The organism is Kocuria marina, assembly GCA_014652975.1.
In the GTDB taxonomy this organism is placed as follows: Bacteria; Actinomycetota; Actinomycetes; order Actinomycetales; family Micrococcaceae; genus Kocuria; species Kocuria marina.
This window is the reverse complement of the sequence record BMZV01000002.1, coordinates 496,563-519,371: the sequence shown is the minus strand read 5'-3', so window position 1 is coordinate 519,371 and position 22,809 is coordinate 496,563. Positions and strand designations below refer to the sequence as shown.

Genomic DNA, 22,809 nt, shown 5'->3' with positions numbered 1-22,809 from the left:
TGTGGCATGATCGGGGACACACACACGGGGTGCTGCGCACTGCGGCTGAGAACACACCCGTCGAACCTGATCTAGCTCGTACTAGCGAAGGGATTGTCGTGGACACCACGCCTTCTACCGCCATACCCCGCGTCCTCTCTATTGCCGGAACCGATCCCACGGGCGGGGCGGGTCACGCCGCGGACCTGAAATCCATCGCCGCACTGGGCGGGTACGGGCTGAGTGTGATCACCGCAGTGGTCGCCCAGAACACCCGGGGCGTCGTGAGCGTACACACCCCACCCGTCCAGGTCCTGCGGGACCAGCTGGACGCGGTCGCCGGGGACGTCACCCTGGACGCGATCAAGGTGGGGATGCTCGGCTCCGTGGAGGTCATTGAAACGGTCCGGGACTGGCTCATGGTGGGGCGCGCACCCGTGGTCGTGATCGACCCCGTCATGGTCGCCACGACCGGTGGGCGCCTGCTGCGTCCGGACGCCGAACGGGCCCTGCGGGAGCTGCTGCCCCACGCGAATTTGATCACCCCCAACCTCCCGGAACTCGCGGTGCTGGCCGAGCGCCCCGTGGCCGCGACCTGGGACGAGGCGCTCGAGCAGGGACGCGCGGTCGCGGCGGCGTTCCATACCCGGGTCCTCGTGAAAGGTGGCCACTTGGCCGGGGACACGACCCCGGACGCCCTGTTGCTCCCCGGCCAGGACGAACCCGCCGCGTTGTTCGAGGGTCGCAGGGTGCACACGCGTAACACCCACGGCACCGGGTGCTCGCTGTCCTCCGCGGTGGCCACGGTCGTGGCGCGGACCGGGGACTGGCCCGAGGCGATCCGCACGGCCCGCACATGGTTGCGCGGTGCACTGCGCGGCGCGGACGAGTTGCACGTGGGTCACGGCAACGGTCCCGTGCACCACATGCACCACGTCCAGCACCTCGTCACGGATCCGGCGTTCGTGATGACGGCCGCCGCGGAATCCGAGGGCCCCCGGTTCACTGACGAACTGTGGGAGGAGAGCGCCCCGGTGCGTGAACGCATTGCCGCCCTGGCGTTCATCCGGGGCCTCGGGGACGGCACCCTGGACCCGGGCGAGTTCGAGCTGTACCTGGACCAGGACATGCAATATCTGCAGTACTACTCCCGGGCGCTGGCCCTGCTCGCGGCCTCCGCCCCGGATGAGCGTTCGCGCGAACACTTCGCCGCGGCGTCGGCCTCCGTGGTCTCGGTCGAGTCCGCGCTGCATCGCGCCCGGCTCGGGGACCGGGAGCCCATGCCGCCGAGTGACGTCACGAGCAGTTACGCGGACTTCCTGCTGGCGCGCACGGGTCAGGACGGCTTCGCGGTGGGCTCCGCCGCGATCCTGCCGTGCTACTGGCTCTACGCCCACGTGGGTGCGGAGCTCACCCGTCGTGCCCGCGTCGCGGGACCGCAGCACCCGTTCGCCGACTGGCTCAGCACGTACGACGATCCCGACTTCCAGACCGCGACCGAGTCGGTGCGCGAGATCGTGGACCGGGAGGCCGCCCACGCGGACCCGGCCACCAGGGAGCACATGCGCCGCGCGTTCCACCGGGCGTGCGCGCTCGAGCTGGCCTTCTTCGCGCAGACGACCCCGGCGACGTCGCCGGAGGGCGAGCGGCGCGCCGCGGCGCAACTGGCGTGACTTCGGGTGATCGGGTAGGCTGGGGTGTCGGTGCCGAGCGCCGGTGTGTGTCATATCCAGTTCACGCACCAGGTTGCGGCACACTCGGGCGGACATCCTGAATCGATGCGATAGCCACGCGGAGAATGCGGTCGGTCATGGATCACCGCGGCGTGATGTCTCGACATTCGCAGTCCTCCAGGAGTACGCCCGACCCACACACGTAGTCCATAGATGTCGAGAGAAGTGAGTTCCCAAGTGGTGTACGCGATTGTCCGCGCAGGCGGCCGCCAGGAGAAGGTTTCCATCGGAGACCTCGTGACCCTTGACCGCGTCGCCGGCGAGGCAGGCAGCACCGTAGAGCTTCCTGCGCTGCTGCTGGTCGATGGGGACAAGGTCACCTCCGACTCCAAGACCTTGGCGAACGTCAAGGTCACCGCCGAGATCGTCGAGGACCTGCGCGGTCCCAAGATCTCGATCATGAAGTACAAGAACAAGACCGGTTACAAGAAGCGTCAGGGCTTCCGCGCCGAACTGACCACCGTCAAGGTCACCGGCATCGACGCCTGAGTATCCGGCTCCCCACATACGTTTCCAACGAAGGTAGGCACACACCATGGCACACAAGAAGGGTGCGAGCTCCACTCGCAACGGCCGTGACTCCAACGCCCAGTACTTGGGTGTGAAGCGCTTCGGCGGCCAGTCCGTTAACGCCGGCGAGATCATCGTCCGCCAGCGCGGCACGCACTTCCACCCGGGCGTGAACGTGGGCCGCGGCAAGGACGACACCTTGTTCGCCCTGGCCGCTGGCGCCGTCGAATTCGGCACCCGCCGCGGTCGCCGCGTGGTCAACATTCAGACCGCCGAGTAATTCTCATTCGGACCCCTGGGTCCACCCGCCGCCACGACCCCGTGGCGGCGACCACTAGAGGGTGGGCGCTTCACGCGCTCACCCTCTAGTCTTTTCAGAAGACCCCGGTCGACCCGCTCGCAGCAGGTGACCCCTACCACCGAGGAGCCGCGTGGCTAGTTTTGTAGATCGAGTGATCGTGCACGCCACGGGCGGTAACGGCGGCCACGGCTGCGTGTCCGTCAAGCGCGAGAAGTTCAAGCCCCTGGGCGGCCCGGACGGCGGCAACGGCGGCGACGGTGGTTCGGTGATCCTGCGTGTGGACGGTCAGTCCACCACGCTGTTGGGTTTCCACCACGCACCCCACCAGAAGGCCCCCAACGGTGAGCCCGGCAAGGGGGACATGCGCCACGGTTTCAAGGGCCAGGACCTCGTGCTGTCCGTCCCGGACGGCACAGTGGTCAAGGACCGGCAGGGCAACGTGCTCGCGGACCTGCTCGGTGAGGGCAGTGAGTTCGTGCTGGCCGGTGGCGGCCAGGGCGGACTGGGCAATGCCGCACTGGCCTCGCCTAAGCGCAAGGCCCCGGGCTTCGCTCTGCTCGGTGTGCCCGGTGAGGAACACCAGGTCGAGCTCGAACTGAAGTCCATCGCGGACATCGCCCTGGTGGGCTTCCCCTCCGCGGGCAAGTCGAGTCTGATCGCGGCCATGAGTGCCGCGCGCCCCAAGATCGCGGACTACCCGTTCACCACCCTGGTGCCCAACCTGGGTGTGGTCCAGGCGGGTGACACCCGCTTCACCGTGGCGGACGTGCCGGGGTTGATCCCGGGTGCTTCGGAGGGCAAGGGGTTGGGACTCGAGTTCCTGCGGCACGTGGAGCGCTGCGCCGCACTCGTGCACGTGATCGACTGCGCCACGCTCGAACCCGGACGGGATCCGCTGAGCGACCTGGACGCCCTCGAACAGGAACTGTCCCACTACGCCGAGGCCATCCGCGACGACGACCCCACCACGATCCCGCTGACCGAGCGCCCCCGACTCGTGGCCCTGAACAAGGTGGACGTGCCCGAGGCACGGGAACTGGCCGAGTTCATCCGTCCCGAACTCGAGGAACGCGGCTACCCGGTCTTCGAGATCTCCACGGCCTCGCACGCCGGACTGCGGGAACTGGGCTTCGCGATGGCCGAGCTCGTCTCCCGTGCCCGCGAGCAGGAGGAACAGCGGGAGGAGCAGCGCCGCGCGGAGACCGTGCTGCGCCCGGAACCCGTGCGGCGTCGTCGAGGGAAGGACCGCAAGGAGTTCGAGATCACCCGCGAGGACCGGGCGGGGGAGCCGCTGTACCACGTGCGCGGCGTGAAACCCGAACGGTGGGTGCAGCAGACCGATTTCAACAACGACGAAGCCGTGGGATACCTCGCGGACCGCTTCGCGAAACTCGGGATCGAGGACGAACTGTTCCGCATCGGCGCCCGCCCGGGCAACGCGGTGCTGATCGGCCCCGAGGACAACGGTGTGGTCTTCGACTGGGAGCCCACCATGGTGGGCGGCGCCGAACTGCTCGGCGGCCCGCGCGGTTCCGACCTGCGCCTCGAGGACACGTCCCGGCCCACGCGCCGCGAGAAGCGGGAACAGTTTTACGACCGCATGGACGCCAAGGCCGAGGCCCGCGCGGAGCTCGAGGAGCAGCGCCGCGCCGGGATCTGGACCGAGTCCGTGGACGACGCGCGAGATCGACGCCGTACTTCCGAGCCGAAGGAGACGCACGACAGTGAGTGACACGCCCCACGTGGAGAAGACCCCCACCGAGACGATCGATGTCCCGGCCATGGAGCAGCAAGCGGCCAAGTCCGCGATCCAGCTGAGCACCGAGAGCCGGGGGAAGAACCGCCGCTCTCCCATCACCCGCCGTGCGGATCTGCCCATGGCCCGGCGCGTGGTGGTCAAGGTGGGGTCCTCGTCCCTGACCTCGATCGAGAACTCGATCGATGAGAACGCGCTGCGCAGCATCGTGGACGCGCTCGGCCGGGTCAAGGCGCAGGGCGTGGAGGTCGTGTTCGTTTCCTCGGGTGCGATCACCGCGGGGCTGCAGCCGCTCGGACTGTCCCGCCGGCCCAAGGACCTCGCCACCAAACAGGCCGCGGCCTCCGTGGGACAGGGTCTGTTGATCTCGCGCTACACCGACTACTTCGCGCGCTACGACGTCACGGTGGGTCAGGTGCTGCTCACGGCCGAGGACCTCATGCGCCACTCGCAGTACAAGAACGCGCATCGTCAGATCGAACGGTTGCTGGACCTGGGGATCCTGCCGATCGTCAACGAGAACGACGCCGTGGCCACCCACGAGATCAAGTTCGGCGACAACGACCGCATCGCTGCGCTCGTGGCGCACCTGATCAAGGCGGACGCGCTGTTGCTGCTCTCGGACGTGGACGCGCTCTACACCCGGCCCCCCAAGGACGGCGGGGAGCGCATCCCCACCGTCGAGGATCCCATCACGGATCTCGAAGGCGTGGAGATCGGCACGATCGGCCGCGCGGGCGTGGGCTCGGGCGGGATGGTGACCAAGGTGCAGGCGGCGCGCATCGCGGCGTCGTCTGGCATCCCCGCGCTCGTGACCTCCGCCGCGAACATCGAGAGTGCGCTGGCCGGCGACGACGTGGGCACATGGTTCGCCACGACCGGCGGGCGGCGCAACGTGCGGTTGCTGTGGCTCGCGCACCTCGCGGACATCAAGGGCACCCTGACCCTCGACGACGGCGCGGTGGAGGCCATTCGCGGTCGTCGCTCGCTGCTCGCGGCCGGTGTCACCGAGGTGTCCGGGAAGTTCACTGCGGGCGATCCCGTGGCCATGGTGGATTCCCACGGAAAGGAAGTGGCCCACGGGCTGATCAACTACGCCTCGAACGAGGTCCCCGGGATGCTCGGCAAACGCACACACGAACTGGGGGAGGAGTTCGGTGAGGACTACGCCCGCGAGCTCGTGCACGTGGACAACCTCGTGACCATGCGGCCCCGTTCGGCGAGGACCAAGCTGAAACGAACCGTCTGACCGCACGTCCAACCCCTAACCTGAACCGTGGGCGCCGCGCGCCCGCACCACGATCCGCAGGAGGAACAGTGGCCGAGAACACGTCCGCACTGACCGCGCAGGAGACCTTCGGGGACGATCCCGTGGCCGGGGTCGGCCTGATGGCTGACGACGCCCGGGTGGCCGCCCGCACGCTCGCCCGCGCCCCGCGCGCATGGAAGGACCGCGCGCTGAACATCATGGCCGATCGGATCGAGGCCCGCGCCGACACCGTTCTCGAGGCCAATTCGCGGGACCTGGAACGCGGGCGCGAGTCAGGGATCTCCACCGCGCTGCTGGACCGGCTCAAGCTGGACCGTACCCGCATCACGGGTCTTGCGGACGCGCTGCGGGAACTCGCGGCTCTGCCCGATCCCGTGGGCTCCGTGGTGCGCGGGCAGACGCTCGCGAACGGGCTGCGCATGCGCCAGGTGCGCGTGCCCATGGGAGTGGTGGGCGTGATCTACGAGGCCCGCCCGAACGTGACCGTGGACATCGCCGGGATCGCCGTGAAGTCCGGTAACGCGGTGCTGCTGCGCGGTGGTTCGGCGGCCTTCGACTCCAACCGGGCGCTCGTGGGCATCCTTCGGGACGCCCTCGCGGACGCCAAGCTGCCCGTGGACTGCGTGCAGACCGTGGACGACTACGGTCGCGACGGCGCCAACGCCCTCATGGGTGCGCGCGGGAAGGTGGACGTGCTCATTCCGCGCGGCGGCCGTGGACTCATCCAGTCCGTGGTGACCAGCGCGACCGTCCCGGTCATCGAGACGGGCGAGGGCAACGTGCACGTGTTCATCGACGAGTCCGCGCCCGCGCAGATGGCCGCCAAGCTCACCGTGAACTCCAAGACGCACCGCACCTCCACGTGCAACTCCGCCGAGACCCTGCTGCTGCACAGCGGGGCGCGGGAGACATCCCGCGAGGTGCTCGCCGCACTCGACAAGGCCGGTGTGACCCTGCACGTGGACGACCGCGCCGCAGCGCTGCTGCCCCCGGGATCGGACCACCTGCAGGCCACGGACGAGGACTGGGCAACCGAGTACCTGGACATGGACATGGCCGTGAAGGTCGTGGACGGCATCGACGATGCGATCGAGCACATCCGCACGTACTCCACGGGCCACACCGAGGCGATCGTGACCAACGACCTGGCTAACGCGGAACGTTTCACCGCGGAGATCGACTCCGCGGCGGTCATGGTCAACGCGTCCACCCGCTTCACGGACGGCGGCCAATTGGGACTGGGTGCGGAGATCGGGATCTCCACGCAGAAGATGCACGCGCGCGGTCCCATGGGGCTGGAGGAGCTGACCACCACCAAGTGGGTCGTCCAGGGTGACGGCCACGTGCGTCCGTGAGACGTACCATGGAACGGACGTCACCCGGGACGTTCGTCGCATTCACCGACCGGCGCCGCCGGCCACAGAAGGGAACCGCATGAGCTCGCTGTACCTGTTGTCCAACGTCACCGTCCTGGCGGCCGAGGAGGGGCACTCCATCAACGAAGAGCTGCACGCCATGGCGCCGGTCTTCGGCATCGTCGCGTTCATCCTGTTCCTGATCATGCTCTTCATCTCCATGTCCTTCGTGTCCCGTGGCAAGGCCCCGGCCGTCGGTGAGTACGAGGACCCCGCGCAGCTGCCCGCGGAGGAGCAGGCCATGCTCGACCGGGTGCACGCCGCCCCGCGCCATTGACCGACAGATCGGCACGAGTGAATCCCCTCAGCGCGTCAGTGACCGCGGCCGAGACGGAACTGGACATCCCCCCGCGCAGGCCGGGTGTGACCCGGCTGGGAGTCATGGGCGGGACCTTCGATCCCATCCACCACGGGCACCTTGTAGCGGCGTCGGAGGTCGCCGCGGTCTTCGACCTGGACGAGGTCGTCTTCGTCCCCACGGGTGAACCGTGGCAGAAGGCCGGGCAGGACGTCTCCGACGCCGAGCACCGCTACCTCATGACCGTGGTGGCCACGGCGTCCAATCCGCGGTTCACGGTGTCCCGCGTGGACATCGACCGTTCCGGACCCACGTACACGATCGACACCCTGCGGGACCTGCGCACCCTGCGTCCCCACGCCGAGCTGTTCTTCATCACCGGCGCGGACGCCATGGCGGAGATCCTCACGTGGAAGGGCACCGATGAGCTGTGGTCCTTGGCTACGTTCGTGGGTGTGACCCGCCCGGGCCACGTGCTCTCCGCGCCCGTGGGCTCGGAGAGCGTGTCGCTGCTCAACGTCCCCGCCATGACCATCTCCTCCACGGACTGCCGTGCCCGCGTGGCGGCGGGCAAGCCTGTGTGGTACCTGGTCCCGGACGGGGTCGTGCAGTACATCAACAAGTACGGCCTCTACCGCGGTTCCACCGATCCCGATGTGGACCCGGAGACCGCATCCGGCACCCCTGTGGCACAGGATGCCGGCACCCCCTCATCCGCCCCCACGGATTCGCCCGGGGTCCCCGCCCCGGGTCACAGGAGCACCGCGTGAGCACACCCCCCGAGAAGAACCGAGTCGCGAACCCCCAGGAATGCCCGTGGGCCGTCCACCCGGCCACGGGACAGCAGGAGTGGGTGGCCCCGCCGGCTCCCGTGATCGAGTTGGACACCCCCCAGCACACGGGTACCGTCAAGCCCTTGGGGCCCCGGCGACTCGCGCGGCTGCAGCGTGAGATGGTCGAGCACGCCCGGCAGATCCAGGAATCGGAGCGCACGGGCGGGGGAGAGGTCGACGACGCCCTGCTCGCCACCCAGCGTCGTCTCGCGGATCTCGCGATGCGCGCCGCGGCGGCCAATGAACAGGACCGGCAGGCCGCTGAGCGGGCCACCGCTGAAGAGCCCACCGCTTTGGGGAACGGACCCGCAGCAAGTGGCCCCGCCGGGGAGGCACTGGCTCGTCCGGCATCCGAGGGCTCCGTGCCAGGGGACACCGTGTCGTCGGGTCACGCTCCCGCCGCACCCGGGATCGGCCAGGCGCCGGTCACCCCGCCGCAACCCGTGCACGACGAGCCGGAGCCGGAGTACTTCACCATCACCTTCCCGCCGGCCCTGATGACCCAGGCGACGGGGGTGAGCCTGGGGAAGAGTCTCGCGGACCCCGCGTCCCTCCCGGCCTCACCCGTGCGCTACGGACCGGTCACCGAGACCTCCCGGATCCCCGTGATCCAGGCCCCGCACCGGGACCACACACCCGAGGGGACGCACGAGGCCGCAGCGGGAGCGGCGTCGTCGACCCCCGAAACGCGGTCCGAGACCGTGGCTCCTCCCGCCGAGCCGGTGCGCGCGGTGGACGCCGAGGGACTGACCCTGCTGGAACCCGGGGCGTATTCCCGCGGGACGTCCACGACCCGAGTGGTGCTCGCGCTACTCGTGGCCGTGATCGTGGCGCTCGTGGTGGCCCTCGTGATCTTCGTTCTGTGAAACCGACCCATGCGAAAGGACAGCACACTTCAGTGACTGCAACCACCGAATCCATCGACCTCGTGCGCAGCGCCGCGCGCGCCGCAGACCAGAAGAAGGCCGAGAACGTCGTCGCGTTCGACGTCAGCGAGAGCCTCGCCATCACGGACGTCTTCATGGTGACCTCCGCGTCCAACGAACGTCTGGTCTCCGCCGTGGTGGACGCCGTGGAGGAGGCGCTCATCGAGCAGCACGACCGTCGGCCCCTGCGCCGCGAGGGCAAGGGGGAGGGCCGCTGGGTGCTCCTGGACTACGGGGACGCCGTGATCCACGTGCTCCACGACGAGGACCGTGCCTTCTACGCCCTCGAACGGCTGTGGGGCGACTGCCCGGCGATCGACGTCCAGTTGCCATCGGCTGGCTCCGCGGACATCGAGGACGACGCCGCTCCCCGCGCGGTCTGAGCTCGCGCCGCCGGGCAATTTGCGCGAGTTCGCGCAAACTGTCTAGGATGGTCGAGTCGTTCCGGGGAACTGGAAACGCGATGGTCCCACGATGTGGTTCGGGAGTGAATCCCGGGTGAACGTGGCAGGCCGAAGCGTGGTAAGGTTTCGGAGTCGTACGGGGCTATGGCGCAGCTGGTAGCGCACCTGCATGGCATGCAGGGGGTCAGGGGTTCGAGTCCCCTTAGCTCCACCGAATGGCCCGTCGGACGGGCGGAGAAACCCGGATCCTCGAAAGAGGATCCGGGTTTTTCGCTGTCCGGGTGGGTTTGTCGTGCCGGGTGTGGTTGTCGGTCGAGGGTCCAGGAGGGGCCTCCGCGTCCGTGGCGTGCGCGCCCCACACGCCGGGTACACATATGTGCCGAAAAGACATGGATCCGGGTCCCGGGCGTGCGTATCGCACCACAGATGCACTCCGTGGCCTTTCTCACGCTCGACACGGGGGAAATTGTGTCCGGGCGGTCGTCACATCATGGGCAAGAAGATATGCCCCTCTCTACTCTGGGGGTGGCCCATCGTCGGGTCCCCGGAATGCGACACGAGAACACCCTGTCGACGGATTTCCCCGCCCTTCCCACCTTCCACGGTTTCCTCCCGATGATCGATCCCGAGGACGTCGCTCTACTGCTGGTGGACCACCAGGGCGGCCTGTTCCAGGTCGTCGGGGTCTGAGCGTCCCGGACCTGCGCCGTAATGCGACCGTCCTGGCCAAGGTGGCCGGTAGGACGGGGATGCCCGTGGTCGCCACCGCCTCCGTGCGCGACTGACCGAACCACGCCCACGCCGTCAGATCGCGGACCAGGTCGCCGGGTTGGCAACCGGTGACGACGCCGACGTGGACCTCATTGACCTGACCGAGGTCGCCCTGCCGTTCCTCGACGAGCCGGACATGCCGGCCAGGGGCAATGACGTGGAGGACACCACCAAGGAGTGGGCCCGCGGGGTCGTGGAGCCGCACCGCTCCGAGATCAAAGCGGGTTTCGCGGCCCTGCACGCCGCACTTCGCTCCGGGCACGACTGAGCGAACGCGCCTCGTGGCGCATCGGCCTGTTTCACGGGCCGCGGCGTGATGGGAGCGAGGGTGGGTGGGGTCCACCGTGGACCCCACCCACCCTCCCCATCTATTTGTGGGTGTTCACCCGGAGCAGGTGGAACACCGTGTCCTGGGTGGCCAGGTTGAAGTTGTCGTCCGCCGCGAGCACGAGGGATGCGTCACCGTCCGCGAAATCCGGGCCGAAACTCACGGCCTCCACGTTTCCGGGGGACATCCCCGATACGACCAGGTCGATGACCAGTTCCTTCTTCATCGGGATTTCCGTACCCGTGAGGGCCGCCGAACGGGACACATCGGTGGCGCCCTTGGTGCTGGCCCGGTAGACCTGGATCTGGTTCTCACCCTCGACGTACTGACGCTCGATCACCAGATAATCGGTCTTGCTCAATTGCAGCATCTCGGAAGCGCCGCGGTCGCCGCCACTCGAACCCCGCGGGACGGACACCGGCTCGGTCTTGTAGACGTACTGGGCCAGGTTGTGACCGGTCCGCCGGTCGAGCTGGGCCAGGCGCAGCGGGCTCCCGGTCTCGGGTGAGGCGACCGGGCCGTCCTGGACCAGGGTTGCCTCGTTCATCACGGAGAACGTGGTGCCGCACGGCCCCAGGGTCAGATTCTCCAGCGCGAGGTTGTTGCGAACGCCCCGGATCTGATTGCCGCTCTGGTCCAACGCTGGGAGGTACTGCCGAGGCACGTCGAACGCGCGAACGAACGCCCCTGTGTCGGTCATCTCCCGAATGGCCGGGGCGAGTCCCTTGGTCACGTCTCCCTCGTCCGTCCAGAGAGCCGTGTGCGAGGTGCGGTCCCATCGGATGGACTCCGGATCCACGGAGTTCTCCGGGTACGGGGAGCCATCTGCGTGCTGGAGCACCGTGGTGTCCGTGACGGAGTACCCCGGTGCATCGAAGCCATCATCGTCGAAGGGTAGGTCCAGGGTGTAGAACCTGGCGGGTGCTTTCTGGGAACGGTCGTCGCTGAGGGCCAGATAGGAACCGTCCTCGGAGCGATAGTCCACCCCGGAGATCCCGCCGAAAGGCACGCCGTTCACGCTGCGCAACTCGTTCGGCAAGACCATGCTGTCCACGTAGCTCACCTCGAAGGCGTGCCCCTTGTGTTGCACTCGCCCCGGGCGGTGCTTTTTCCCGTGGCGACGGTGCCGATCGTGATGGGCCCCCTGATCTCCCCGGTGCTCGCGTACACGGTGTCCCTGCGTGTTGGCTTTACCCTCGTGCGGGTGGGTGCCCGGTGCGGGAGAGCGGTCATGCTCTCCCATGGGGACCTGGACGGCGGAGCCGGTGTTCACCGCCGGCGCCGCGGCCGCGGCCGGTCCCGCGGTGAATAGGCCGAACCCCACGGTGATCGCGGCCGCAGGGACGAGTGATCGGTGCATGGCGGTACTCCTCGGTCTGACCCGCGCGGGTCGGCGGCGGGTGTGCCGCAGACCCTACGAGCGTCCGGAGACCGCGAGGTGACCGACCGGTGAACGTCTCTGCGCGACGTCGGGCCCCGGTATGTCCGGGATGGCCGGGCGCCGCGGTCCTCGGCGGGCATCCCGACGACGAGCGTGTCCGTCCACTCGCCCTTGTTCCACCGGTCCTGACGCATGTGGGCTTTGGGGCGTATCCCCACGGCGGTCGCGAGCCGGGCGGAGGCGGTGTTGCGGGCATCCAACTGCGCGACCACGCGGCGCAGGCCGTAGTGCTCGAACGCCCCCGCGGCACCTCGGCCACGGCTTCCCCGGCGAATCCCCGTCCCGCGTGAGCGGGGTCCAATACCCAGCCGACATCCGCGATCCGGGGGTGCGTGTCGGTGCGCCACAGCAGAACGTCCCCGATCGGGATGCGCTCCCGCTCGATCACGAGGGCGAGGGTGTGGGTGCCACCGTCCAGATCGGATTTCGGTTCGTGTGTGACGGCCTCCCGGGCGGCGCGGGCTGCGTCCCACTGGTCTTCCAGCAAATAGCGGGCCACGTCCGGCTTCGCGTGCCGGGTGAACGGTGTTCGTTTACGCTGACCCCGTGAGTTACTGGGGCCATCGCAAACCCGTGCACCGCACCCGCGCCGTGGACACGGACGAGATCGGCCGAACCGCCGCCGACCCCGCCATGCGACACGCGGTGGACACCTGCGAGCTCACGGACCTGATGCTCGCCTATCACGCGCACCTCACGCGCCACGGGTGGGCGTGCCTGGTGATCGGGATGCGTGCTCCCAGGGGACCCCACTACCTCCGCTTGTCGGAGCGGATGATCGCTCTCCTGGACGAGCTCGGTGCGCCCGATCCCCTCAGTGCTGCGTACACACTCGCCAACTTCACGCTCGGCAGCGCTCTGACACAGCCGATGGCCCCTTCCGAGCGCGCCGCCCCGGTCGATGCGGAGATCGCGCCGCGCTATGCCCGCCTGCACACCGAGCACCCCGTGGACACCGACGCCGTCTTCCGGTCGGGACTCACGGCCCTGACCGGAACCGCGCTGACACGGGACGACACCGACGGCGCCGGACATGGTGGCGCGCGGCAGGGGCCCCGATGACCCGGTTCATGGAGCGGTTCCAGATACCCCTCTACCTCGCAGCGCTCTCGGTGGGCGCGCTCGCCGGCTGGTGGGCCCCGGGCCTCGGCGGCCTCGCCACCCCCGCGGTGACCCCGGTGCTCGCGGCCCTGCTGTACGTGACGTTCTTGGGTATCCCGCTGCGCCGCGTGGGCGAAGGTCTGCGCGACCTGCGCTTCATGGCGTGCCTGGTGATCGTCAACTTCGCGGTCGTCCCGGTCATTGTGTTCGCGCTCGTCCGCGCATTCTCCATCGAGGGCCCGATGCTGATCGGAGTGCTACTGGTCCTGCTCACCCCGTGCATCGACTACGTGATCGTGTTCTCGGGCCTCGCGGGCGCCGCGAACGACCGGTTGCTCGCGGCGTCCCCCGTGCTGCTCGTCCTGCAGATGCTGACCCTGCCCCTGTATTTGTGGTCGTTTCTGGCGCCCGACGTCGCCGTGGTCGTGCACTGGGGGACATTCGCCCAGGCCCTCGCGGTGGTGATCGTCATCCCTCTGGTGGCTGCGGCAGTGACCCAGTGGGCCGCAGCGCGGTCCCCGGTGGCCCGGCGGTGGGGCCGGCTCGCCGGTGGTGCCATGGTCCCGCTCATGATGCTCACCCTCGCGACCGTGGTCGCGTCCCAGATCGCCCTCGTGGGTTCACGCGCGCAAGCGCTGCTGCCGCTCGTACCCGTCTACGTGAGCTTCGCAGCGCTCATGACGGCGCTCGGCTGGGCGGCCGGTCGCCTTGCCGGCCTGCGCGTCCGCGAGCGCCGCGCGGTGCTCTTCAGCGGGGTCACGCGCAACTCCCTGGTGGTGCTGCCGCTCGCCCTCGCGGCGCCGGACGGCACGGTCCTCGCGCCGCTCGCCGTACTCACGCAGACCTTCGTGGAGCTGCTCGTCATGCTCGCACTCGTCGGCCTCGTGCCCCGTCTGGTGCGCTGAAGCGGACGACGACGCCGCGGCGCCGGGGCGTCGCGCGGACCCGGCCGAGCGACGTCGTCTCACGCCACAGGGGTGTCGCGGGGTGGAAGGTCGAGAACTCCCAGCCCGCGGGGGTACGATTCCGGCCATGCCTACCAGTCCCACGAGGACGGGCGCGAGACATGCCTCGTGGCGTGTCGTTCTGGTGCTGGTCCTGCTGCTGGTGCTGGTGGCGGCCGTGGTCCTCATCAGTGTGAACCCGTTCAAGTCCGCGGATCCGCCCAGGACCGACTGCACCCAGTACGGGCTGCGCGCGGACGACTCCCGAGCCTTTCCCCACACGGTGACCCTGGCCACGCAGCCGACCACCCAGGACCAGACCCAGGCCGGGGCGCTCGGCCACCTGGAGCAGACCTACACATACCGCGGGACCACGAGTTCCTACCACGTGATCGACGGCGGGGTGGACGTCTCCAAGCCCGTGGGGCTTGTGATCGACCTGCACGGGGACGGCGGGGCGGAGTACTTCGAACCGGGTGGGCGCACCACGTGCCTGTCCGCGATCGCGGCCTCCCACAACGACCTGTTGGCCGTGCCCCTCACACCCGACTGCCAGGGCGAGTGCACGTGGTGGCAGGGGATGGGCGCCAACATGCGCTGGTTGCGCGCTTTGACCGAGAACCGGCTGCTCGCGGACCTCCCGGTGCAACGGGACCGGGTGTCGTGGTTCGGGTACTCGGGTGGCGCGGAGATGCTCAGCTACGGGGTGCTCAGCGGTGCCCGGGACCTCGTGACCGGCGGTGCGGCCATGGTGGGCGGTGGTGGCGCGCCGGACGGGCTGTCGAAGGTCCCGACCCGCCAGGAGAAGGCCGAGGTGCGCATGTGGTGGTTCACGGGTCTGCTGGACAACGGCTCAGATCCCGCGTCCGATTTCGACGCCGTCACGGCGGCCACGGAGGGTCAGCGCTTCTACGAGAAGCGCGGCTTCACGCGCACCCGCCTGGAACTGATGCCGCACCGCGACCACTTCAACATGCCGGACGCCGAGATCCTGGACGAACTGCTCGCGGCGGACGAACCCACGCCCTCCACGTGATCTACGGAACACGATTCACGGGCACACGGGGGGAAGTCCGTGGGGTGAGTCACGTTGAGTAATTCTTCAGCATGACATCCCCACCTGGGTGATGCCGGGACCGACACCGTACATTGCATCCAAGTTCATGTTTGTCGTATTCTGGCGACGTAATCTGGGCCAGCAGGGGGATATTTTCGCTGGACGCCATTGCGCATCTTCCGGATGTCACGCTGCCGTATCGGTCGGGGGACCCATCGGCATGATCCATACGTTTGCAGCACCGCGCCTCGACCGAGGACGACGTCCGCATCTCCCTGCACCACCGGTCCTTAGCAAGGGGGAGAGTACTAGCAGTGGACAGCCAAGATCTCAGGAGCGGAGTCCGAGCGCTCGCGCCGGACAGGGCCGTGTACCCGGTGGAGGAACCACCGGCACCGCGCACCCTCGTCGACATCGTCCTCGAGACGGTCGCGCAATACCCGGACGCCATCGCCTTGGAGGACGAGAACGAGAGCGTTCCCTACGGGGAACTCGAGGACCGGATCGAGACCCACGTCCAGCGGTTGTGGGACATGGGCATCGGACGCGGGGACCGTGTGGGCGTGCGTGTGCCCTCCGGCGGCGTGGACCTGTACGTTGCCATCCTGGCCACCCTGTTCGCCGGCGCGGCCTACGTGCCCGTGGACTGGGACGACCCCGATGAACGCGCGCGCACCGTGTGGGAGGAAGCCGGCGTGGCCGCCGTGTTCGGTCAGGGGCTCGAACTGACCCGCAACCCGGCCGTGACCACGGGTGAGCAGACCGCCACCCCGCGTACCCGCGACGACGCCTGGATCATCTTCACCTCCGGGTCCACCGGTAAGCCCAAGGGCGTGGCGATCTCCCACCGCTCCGCCGCGGCACTCGTGGACGCCGAGGCCCTCATGTACCTGCAGCGCCGCCCGCTCGGTCCCGGTGACCGCGTGATGGCGGGACTGTCCGTGGCTTTCGACGCGTCCTGCGAGGAGATGTGGCTCGCGTGGCGCCACGGTGCCACCCTGGTGCCCGCACCGCGCAAGATCGTGCGCTCCGGCCCGGACCTGGGCCAGTGGATCGTGGACAAGGAGATCACCGCGGTCTCCACCGTGCCCACGCTCGCATCCCTGTGGCCCAATGCCGCACTGGACCGGGTGCGCCTGCTGATCTTCGGCGGCGAGGCCTGCCCCCTGGAACTGACCAAGCACCTGGTGCGCCCGGGCCGTGAGGTGTGGAACACCTACGGACCCACCGAGGCCACCGTCATCGCCACGGGCGCCCTGCTCAACGGGGAGGCCCCAGTGCGCATCGGTCTGGCCGTGCCCGGGTGGGAACTCGCCGTCGTGGACGCCGACGGCCAGCCCGTGGGATGGGGTGAGACCGGCGAGCTGATCATCGGCGGCGTGGGTCTGGGCCGCTACCTGGACCCCGCCAAGGACGCCGAGAAGTACGCGCCGCTGGAATCCCTGGGCTGGGACCGCGCGTACCGCTCGGGCGACGTCGTGCGCGCGGACCCCGAGGGCATCGTCTTCGCGGGCCGTGCCGACGACCAGGTCAAGGTCTCGGGGCGGCGCATCGAACTCGGTGAGATCGACACGCAGATGAGCGCCGTGCCCGGCGTGAAGCTCGGCGCGTGCGCCGTGCACTCCACCCCGGGCGGTGGCAGCGTGATCGCGGGTTACCTGGTCCCCGAGTTCGAGGGCTCCGTGGATCTCTCCGAGGCGCGGCGTTGGCTCGTGGAACGACTCCCGGGGCAGATGGTCCCCGCGCTGTGCATCATGGACGAACTGCCCATGAAAACCTCCGGCAAGGTGGACCGCAAGGCCCTTCCCTGGCCGCTGCCCACGTCCAACGACGACGGCTCCGAGTCCCTGACCGGGGACCTCGCGTGGCTCGCGGAACTGTGGGCGGACCAACTCGGACCGCTGCCGTTCGGCCCGGACAGCGATTTCTTCGCAATGGGTGGCAGCTCCGTGGCGCTCGCCCGGTTGGTCTCCGCGCTGCGCAAGACCCACCCGGACACCGAGATCGCCAAGATCTACGCCCACCCCACCCTCGAGGGCATGGCCGGTTACCTGGCCACGCTGGGGGAGTCCCACGACGTCAAGCGGGACCCCGAGCCCACCCCCGCGAGCACCGGCTGGCTGCAGGGGCTGTTCATCCTGGCCCTGAACTTCCTGAACGGGTTCCGCTACGTGGTGGGCGCGCTCATCGTGGTGTGGCTGCTGGCCGTGGTCGCGGACGCCGGTTGGGTCCCCACGCCGCCGTTGTGGCCGCTCGTCCTGGGGTGGCTCGTGATGTTCTCCCTGCCGGGGCGCGTGTTCATCGGCGCTGCCGCGGTACGCGCGCTGACCGCGGGGTTGAAACCCGGGCACTATCCGCGGGGGAGCTGGAACCACCTGCGCGTGTGGGCCGCCGAGCGCATCGTGGTCTACAACAAGTACGACGTCCTCACCGGCACCCCCATGGCCCGCGGCCTGCACCGGTTGTTCGGCAACAAGATCGGTAAGGGCGCACACCTCTACAACACCCCGCCCGTCACGGGTCTCGTGAGCGTGGGGGAGCACTCCACCCTGGAGTTCGAATCGGATCTGTCCGGCTACTGGCTGGACGGGGACGTCTTCCACGTGGGCGCCATCGAGATCGGTGACAACGCCCGCGTGGGCACCCGCACCCTCGTGGATCCCGGGATGCGCGTGGGCCACGGCGCCGAGGTGCTGCCCGGCTCGCACGTCAGCCGCAACGTCCCGGACGGCGAGCTGTGGGGCGGTTCCCCTCTGCGCCACCACGGCTCGGCCGGCCTCACGTGGCCCGAGGAGTCCCCGGAGGCCACGGGCGGCATGAAGACCTGGGGTTCGGCGACGTCGCACCTCGCGTTCTCCGCGGGCGCTGTGCTCGTGGGGTTGTTGCCCTTCCTCGCCCTGATCCCCGGGGCGCTGATCGTGCTGTCCCAGGTGATCACCATCCAGCAGTACGAGGTCGTCTTCCCGATCGTGGCGGTGTGGGTCCCTGTGTTCACCATCGTGACCGCGGTGGTGTGGTTGTTGCTCGTGGTAGCGCTCGTGCGCCTCGTGGCCGGGATGATCGTGCCGGGGTACTTCCCCCAGAACGGTCCCGTGGGGTGGGCCATGTGGCTCACCGAGACGCTCATGCAGCGCACCCTGATCTCCACCTACCCCGTGTACGCGTCCTGCATCACTCCGTGGTTCATGCGCCTGCTTGGGGCCAAGGTGGGGCGCAACGTGGAGATCTCCACCGCGGAGACCATCCCGCACCTGACCACGCTCAAGGACGGGTCCTTCCTGGCCGACCACGCCCTGGTCACGTCCCACCGCGCCGGGTTTGGATGGTTGCACGTGGGTACCTCCGTGATCGGTGAGCGCACCTTCGTGGGCAACTCCGGGATCGTGGGACCGGACCGGGACCTGCCCGCGGACGCCCTCGTGGCCGTGCTCAGCTCCGCCCCGCACCACGCACCCGCCGGTTCGTCCTGGCTGGGTCGCACAGCCGAGCCGATCGCCCGCGCCAAGACCGAGGCCGACGCCGAGTCCACGTTCCGCCCGCAACGGCGGCTCAAGGCGGCGCGTGCGTTCGTGGAGTTCTTCCGCTTCGTGCCCGCCATGGTCTCGGCCTGGTTGGACCTCATCATCGTGTACGTCCTCACCGAGATCTACATGTCCCACGGGATGGGTGTCACGGGTGTGGTGGCCGCGTTCGCGTGGTCCGGTGTGGTGCTCACGGTCGCCAGTACCGTGGCCTGCCTGGTGCCGGTGCTCGTCAAGTGGGCCCTCGTGGGCCGCTTCCGACCGAGCGAACGGCCGCTGTTCAGCTCATTCGTGTGGCGCAACGAACTCACGGACGTGTTCGCCGAGTCCCTCGCGGTCCCGTCCATGATCCGCCTGAGCGTGGGTTCGCCCATGTTCAACCTGTGGGCGCGCCTGATGGGTGCGCACATCGGTCGCGGCGTGTGGTGCGAGTCATGGTGGCTGCCCGAGTTCGACCTCGTGCGCCTCGAGGACAACGTGTCCGTCAACCGCGGCACGGTCCTGCAGACCCACTTGTTCCACGACCGGGTCATGCGGATGGAGCCCGTGACCATGCGGCGGGGATCCACGCTGGGCCCCAACAGCTTCGTGCTGCCCGGTGCGACGATCGAGGAGCGCACCACCGTGGGCCCCGGGTCCCTGGTCATGCGGCAAGAGACGGTGCCCCCGGATGGCAACTGGGGCGGTAACCCCATCCGTCACCTCGCACCGGGGGACCAGGCGATCAGCGCCGAGGTCGTGCCCGCGATCGAGTCGGACCACGTGTCCACCGCACCGTTGCTCGGAGCTGCACCGGCGCCGCAGTTGAGCGCGGGATCGTCCGCGATGGCCACGGTCCGCACCGACGTCGTCCCCGCGGGGAAGACCTCCGGTAAGCACGAGGGAGTCACCGAATGACGCAGCAGAGCACGCAAGAAGTCGTCCTGGAGGGTGACCTGCCCGTGGGACAGCGCCCGCAACCGGGGCGCCGTCCACCGCGAGAGGTGTGGTTGGGCGACCGCGGGGACGAGGGCCGCACCGCGGCGGAGAGCGGTCTGTGGACCGCCGCGACCCCGGTGGTCACCGCGCCGCCACGTTCCACGTCCGCACCGCGTCAGGGTGCGGCCACCCGCAACGTGACGAGCGCGGACGGCCGCCGCACCAAGCGCCGCATCATGGGCGTGGACGTGGCGCGTGGATTCGCGCTCATCGGGATGATCGCGGTGCACGTGCTCTCCGCGACGAACGCCGCGGGGGAACCGTCCCTCGAATGGACCCTGTTCGCCGGGCACTCGGCCGCGCTGTTCGCCACGCTCGCCGGTGTGAGCCTCGCGTTCATGACCGGGGGGCGCACCCCGCGCCACGGTCGTGACGGCTCCCGGGCGCGGTTCTCCATCCTGGTGCGTGCCCTGCTGCTGTTCGCGATCGGTCTCACGGTGAACCTGCTCGAATTGCCCGTATACAACATCCTGATCTACTACGGTCTGATGTTCCTGCTGGCCATCCCGTTCACGCTCATGAGTGTGCGGTGGCTGCTGGCCTCGGCCGCGTTCTTCGCGGTGGTCATGCCGTTCGTGATGCAGTGGTCGCTGTCGGTGCTGCCCGCCCACGTGTACGGCAACCCCAGCTTCCTGGAGATCTTCTCGGACCCGGGATCCGTGTTCGCGGAGCTGTTCCTCACGGGCACCTACCCGGCGCTGCCATGGATGACGTTCATCTGCCTGGGCCTGGCGCTGGGCCGGTTGCCCCTGTCCCGCGACCGGGTGCAGGTGCTGCTCGTGATCGTGGGCGCCGTCGTCGCGGCCCTGTCCCGCGGTATCTCCATGCTCATGCTGCTGCGGTTCGACCTCGAGGACGCGTTGATCAATGCGACCCCGTGGATGACGTCCGAGGACGTGTGGAACATCCAGTACTACGGCCCGGACCCCCAGCTGCCGGACACCACGAACCTGTGGTTGCTGCTCACGGGCCCGCACACCAACACCCCGCTCGCCCTGTTCGAGAGCGCGGGCATGGCTATGATCGCACTGGGCGCGTTCCTGCTGCTGTGCCGCGTGATCGGCAAGTGGCTCACGTGGCTGGGTGCCATGGGCTCCATGACGCTGACGCTCTACGTGTCGCACCTGATCTTCATGGCGTTCGTGTGGACGGACGGCACCCCGTGGTTCTGGTACATCGTCCAGATTGTGGTGGCCGCCCTGTTCGCGGTGGCGTGGCAGCACGCCGTGGGGGCGGGTCCGCTCGAGCGGTTCGTGACCCGGGCGTCCAAGGGCGCGGCGGCCGCGGTGATCCGGCCCAAGAAGGCGCTCCCGCGGCGTCGTGCGGAGACCCCGCGGCGTCGCCACTGAGTGATGCCGCTGCCCCGCGGGGCGGATGACGAATGAACGGACCTCAGCCCTGCGGGGCGGGGTCCGTTCGCCATGCCACGGCCAGGCGCGCGTTCTCCCGCGCCGTGGTGCGCACGTCGCTCACGCTCCACCCGCGGCCGTAGTCCGCGCGTGCGGCCGATCCCACGTGGATGCTTGCGGGGTCGCGGGACAGTCCCGTCTGCCAGCCCTTCACCAGCGCTTCCACCCGCACCCATGTGCGCGTCACGGCCACGGCACGACGCCGCCCGCGCATGCGGGAAAGCCGGGCGCGGTCCGCGGGGTGCAGGACGTCGAGCAGCACGTTCGCCTCCACCTCGGACTGCAGACGCTCCACGTCCACGCCCACGGCACGCTGGGCCGTGACGAGAGCGATGACCCCGGCCGTGCGCGAGACCGAGAACCGGACGGGGCGAACGTGACCCAGCGCGGAGGACGCCGTGAGCTCGGGACCGGCGTCACCGCGGGACCCGGTCACCGCCGCCGCGCGACCGTGCACCTCGTGGGGTGCCCCGGTGCGTGGGTCGTGGCTGATCGGGACCTCGTGGGCGGAGCACCCGAGTCGGTGGGCCAGAACGTGGCGCAGAGCAACGCGTGAGACCACGAACAGTTCACGGGTGTGGGAGTCCTGCAGCGCACACGCCCGGGACAGTTCGTCCTCCGTGAGGCAGTCCACGGCGGAGAACGCCCAGGACGAGACATCCTCAAGGTGCAGGACGTGCAGCGTGAGATCCGCCGGTGCACCGGGCACGCGGCGTCGTTGTGCTGCCCACACGGGCTGGCGGTGCGCGACCGCGTGCGCGCTCATCGGGCGCCACCCGTCGTGCCGTCGACAGCGGACCGCAACGCGTCGTGCAGCTCGCGTGCGTGATTGAACAACCCGTGATGGCCCCCGGGGATCGTGAGTGTGGCAGTGCCCCCGGTGCTCGTCCACCCCGCCATGGACTCCGCCGACGCCGTGTGGTCCTCCTGTGCGTGGACGAGCAGCAGGGGCGTGGCGAGGTCCGGCGGGGCGGCGTCGTAGCTCAACGACGCCCGAAGATCCGCGCGCAACGGGGCCAGGACGAGCTCACGCAGACCAGGGTCCGTGAGCAGCTCCTCGGGGGTGCCCCCGAGCTCGAGCAACCAAGCGGCCAGAGCGGCGTCGTCCTCGAGGATCGACGCGAGGTGCGGATCGCGATCCGGGGGCGCGGCCTTGGCGGAGAGCACCGTGCGCTCGAGCCGACCCGGGCGCTCGCGGTCCAGGGCCGCGGTGAACTCGGCGGCGAGCAGCGCGCCGAAGGAGTGACCGAGCGCGACCGTGGGCCGCTCGTCCGCGTCGAGGATCGGCAGCAGCGCCGCAAGCGCTTCCGCGACGAGCTCCGGGACGTCCACGACAGCGGGTTCGGCCATACGTGATTCCCGGCCTGGACGGCGGTGGGTGAGCACCTCGGTGTCCGCGGCCTGCAGATCGCGGCCGGACAGTGCCCCGGCGCCGGCGTGGGGAAAGACGACGAGGCGCCGTTGCGGGGTGAACGGGCCGGAGAACCACTGGGCGAGGGCCGTGGCGGGGGGTGGGGTCGTAGCCAACTTCCCGGACCTCCTGAATCCTGAGTGTGCCGACTGCCGCCGGTGCCGCGCGTGGGCGACGCTCGCTCGGTACGGTGCCGGACTGTTCCACCGGGCGGCCCTGTGGGGCGTTGCGGCGGGTGCTCCGGTGCGGGTCCGGGGTGCTGCGAGTGGGCGTCTTACTGCGAGGCGTTCGGGGGAGAGGCTGCGGTGGGGGGGACTTTTCGTCCGCGCTGCGGGAGGACCTAGACTCGAGGTAGGGGGCGCCGGCCCTTCCGTGGTGTGGACGTGGTCCCACAGTACCGAACCCGGCTGGGTGTGCTCCCCC

At 69.3% G+C, this 22,809-nt stretch carries 21 protein-coding genes, 1 tRNA gene and 1 riboswitch; of the genes, 18 read left to right on the top strand and 4 right to left on the bottom strand.

Going from position 1 to position 22,809, the window contains the following annotated elements; translation table 11 throughout:
• The first annotated feature begins 15 nt into the window (after positions 1–15).
• A riboswitch (TPP riboswitch) is annotated at positions 16–111 on the top strand.
• From IE157_RS07480 to IE157_RS07420, 13 genes are all read left to right on the top strand, one after another.
• A complete protein-coding gene (locus IE157_RS07480; protein WP_193519591.1) occupies positions 99–1,652 on the top strand; it encodes a bifunctional hydroxymethylpyrimidine kinase/phosphomethylpyrimidine kinase in 1,554 nt (517 codons plus the stop codon). (Overlaps the previous riboswitch by 13 nt.)
• Positions 1,653–1,889: 237 nt before the next feature.
• On the top strand, positions 1,890–2,201 hold the full coding sequence (rplU, locus tag IE157_RS07475) for a 50S ribosomal protein L21 (protein ID WP_064846154.1): 312 nt from the start codon (positions 1,890–1,892) through the stop codon (positions 2,199–2,201).
• Positions 2,202–2,247: 46 nt separating this feature from the next.
• Positions 2,248–2,502 (top strand): 50S ribosomal protein L27, encoded by a 255-nt coding sequence (gene rpmA, locus IE157_RS07470; RefSeq protein ID WP_035962177.1) that lies wholly within the window; start codon positions 2,248–2,250, stop codon positions 2,500–2,502.
• A 151-nt stretch (positions 2,503–2,653) separates the two neighbouring features.
• Positions 2,654–4,255 carry a GTPase ObgE gene (obgE, locus tag IE157_RS07465; RefSeq protein ID WP_193519589.1) on the top strand — a complete coding sequence of 534 codons (1,602 nt, stop codon included), beginning with the start codon at positions 2,654–2,656 and terminating at the stop codon, positions 4,253–4,255.
• A 49-nt stretch (positions 4,256–4,304) separates the two neighbouring features.
• Positions 4,305–5,528 (top strand): glutamate 5-kinase, encoded by a 1,224-nt coding sequence (proB, locus tag IE157_RS07460; RefSeq protein WP_193519654.1) that lies wholly within the window; start codon positions 4,305–4,307, stop codon positions 5,526–5,528.
• Positions 5,529–5,596: 68 nt separating this feature from the next.
• A complete protein-coding gene (locus tag IE157_RS07455; RefSeq protein WP_193519587.1) occupies positions 5,597–6,904 on the top strand; it encodes a glutamate-5-semialdehyde dehydrogenase in 1,308 nt (435 codons plus the stop codon).
• Positions 6,905–6,983: 79 nt separating this feature from the next.
• The gene (locus IE157_RS07450) at positions 6,984–7,241 is read left to right on the top strand and encodes a hypothetical protein (protein WP_167318428.1); all 258 of its coding nucleotides are present in this window, start codon (positions 6,984–6,986) and stop codon (positions 7,239–7,241) included.
• Between the two features lie 104 nt (positions 7,242–7,345).
• Positions 7,346–8,032, top strand: coding sequence for a nicotinate-nucleotide adenylyltransferase (nadD, locus tag IE157_RS07445; RefSeq protein WP_082943274.1), 687 nt, complete (start codon positions 7,346–7,348; stop codon positions 8,030–8,032).
• Positions 8,029–8,961, top strand: a complete 933-nt coding sequence (locus tag IE157_RS07440; RefSeq protein ID WP_193519585.1) for a hypothetical protein — start codon at positions 8,029–8,031, stop codon at positions 8,959–8,961. The genes nadD and IE157_RS07440 overlap by 4 nt, the downstream gene beginning before the upstream one ends.
• 32 nt (positions 8,962–8,993) lie before the next feature.
• Positions 8,994–9,404 carry a ribosome silencing factor gene (gene rsfS / locus IE157_RS07435; RefSeq protein ID WP_193519584.1) on the top strand — a complete coding sequence of 137 codons (411 nt, stop codon included), beginning with the start codon at positions 8,994–8,996 and terminating at the stop codon, positions 9,402–9,404.
• Between the two features lie 159 nt (positions 9,405–9,563).
• Positions 9,564–9,636: transfer RNA gene (locus IE157_RS07430), tRNA-Ala, on the top strand.
• Positions 9,637–9,974: 338 nt separating this feature from the next.
• Positions 9,975–10,115: a hypothetical protein gene (locus IE157_RS07425; RefSeq protein WP_156960893.1), complete on the top strand. Its 141-nt coding sequence runs from the start codon at positions 9,975–9,977 to the stop codon at positions 10,113–10,115.
• Positions 10,116–10,278: 163 nt separating this feature from the next.
• Entirely contained in the window at positions 10,279–10,464 is a 186-nt protein-coding gene (locus tag IE157_RS07420; RefSeq protein WP_143470076.1) for a hypothetical protein, read from the top strand.
• 100 nt (positions 10,465–10,564) lie between these two features.
• Here IE157_RS07420 and IE157_RS07415 read toward each other — a convergent pair whose 3' ends face one another.
• Complete coding sequence (locus IE157_RS07415) at positions 10,565–11,569, bottom strand: esterase-like activity of phytase family protein (RefSeq protein ID WP_318281387.1); 1,005 nt, start codon at positions 11,567–11,569, stop codon at positions 10,565–10,567.
• A gap of 184 nt (positions 11,570–11,753) precedes the next feature.
• Positions 11,754–12,464 (bottom strand): GNAT family N-acetyltransferase, encoded by a 711-nt coding sequence (locus tag IE157_RS13100; protein WP_193519580.1) that lies wholly within the window; start codon positions 12,462–12,464, stop codon positions 11,754–11,756.
• A gap of 47 nt (positions 12,465–12,511) precedes the next feature.
• On the opposite strand from IE157_RS13100, the gene IE157_RS07405 reads away from it, so the two are divergent.
• From IE157_RS07405 to IE157_RS07385, 5 genes are all read left to right on the top strand, one after another.
• The gene (locus tag IE157_RS07405; RefSeq protein ID WP_193519579.1) at positions 12,512–13,027 is read left to right on the top strand and encodes a TetR/AcrR family transcriptional regulator C-terminal domain-containing protein; all 516 of its coding nucleotides are present in this window, start codon (positions 12,512–12,514) and stop codon (positions 13,025–13,027) included.
• An 8-nt stretch (positions 13,028–13,035) separates the two neighbouring features.
• Positions 13,036–13,971, top strand: coding sequence for an arsenic resistance protein (locus IE157_RS07400; RefSeq protein ID WP_318281381.1), 936 nt, complete (start codon positions 13,036–13,038; stop codon positions 13,969–13,971).
• 127 nt (positions 13,972–14,098) lie between these two features.
• Positions 14,099–15,046, top strand: coding sequence for a hypothetical protein (locus tag IE157_RS07395; protein WP_318281380.1), 948 nt, complete (start codon positions 14,099–14,101; stop codon positions 15,044–15,046).
• A gap of 335 nt (positions 15,047–15,381) precedes the next feature.
• Positions 15,382–19,485: a Pls/PosA family non-ribosomal peptide synthetase gene (locus tag IE157_RS07390; protein ID WP_193519576.1), complete on the top strand. Its 4,104-nt coding sequence runs from the start codon at positions 15,382–15,384 to the stop codon at positions 19,483–19,485.
• Positions 19,482–20,915 (top strand): DUF418 domain-containing protein, encoded by a 1,434-nt coding sequence (locus tag IE157_RS07385; RefSeq protein WP_082943378.1) that lies wholly within the window; start codon positions 19,482–19,484, stop codon positions 20,913–20,915. Before IE157_RS07390 ends, IE157_RS07385 begins: the two co-directional genes overlap by 4 nt.
• Positions 20,916–20,958: 43 nt before the next feature.
• Here the strand turns inward: IE157_RS07385 and IE157_RS07380 are convergent, their stop codons facing one another.
• On the bottom strand, positions 20,959–21,741 hold the full coding sequence (locus IE157_RS07380) for a 4'-phosphopantetheinyl transferase family protein (RefSeq protein ID WP_193519575.1): 783 nt from the start codon (positions 21,739–21,741) through the stop codon (positions 20,959–20,961).
• Complete coding sequence (locus IE157_RS07375) at positions 21,738–22,502, bottom strand: thioesterase II family protein (protein ID WP_193519573.1); 765 nt, start codon at positions 22,500–22,502, stop codon at positions 21,738–21,740. Before IE157_RS07375 ends, IE157_RS07380 begins: the two co-directional genes overlap by 4 nt.
• Positions 22,503–22,809 lie beyond the last annotated feature (307 nt).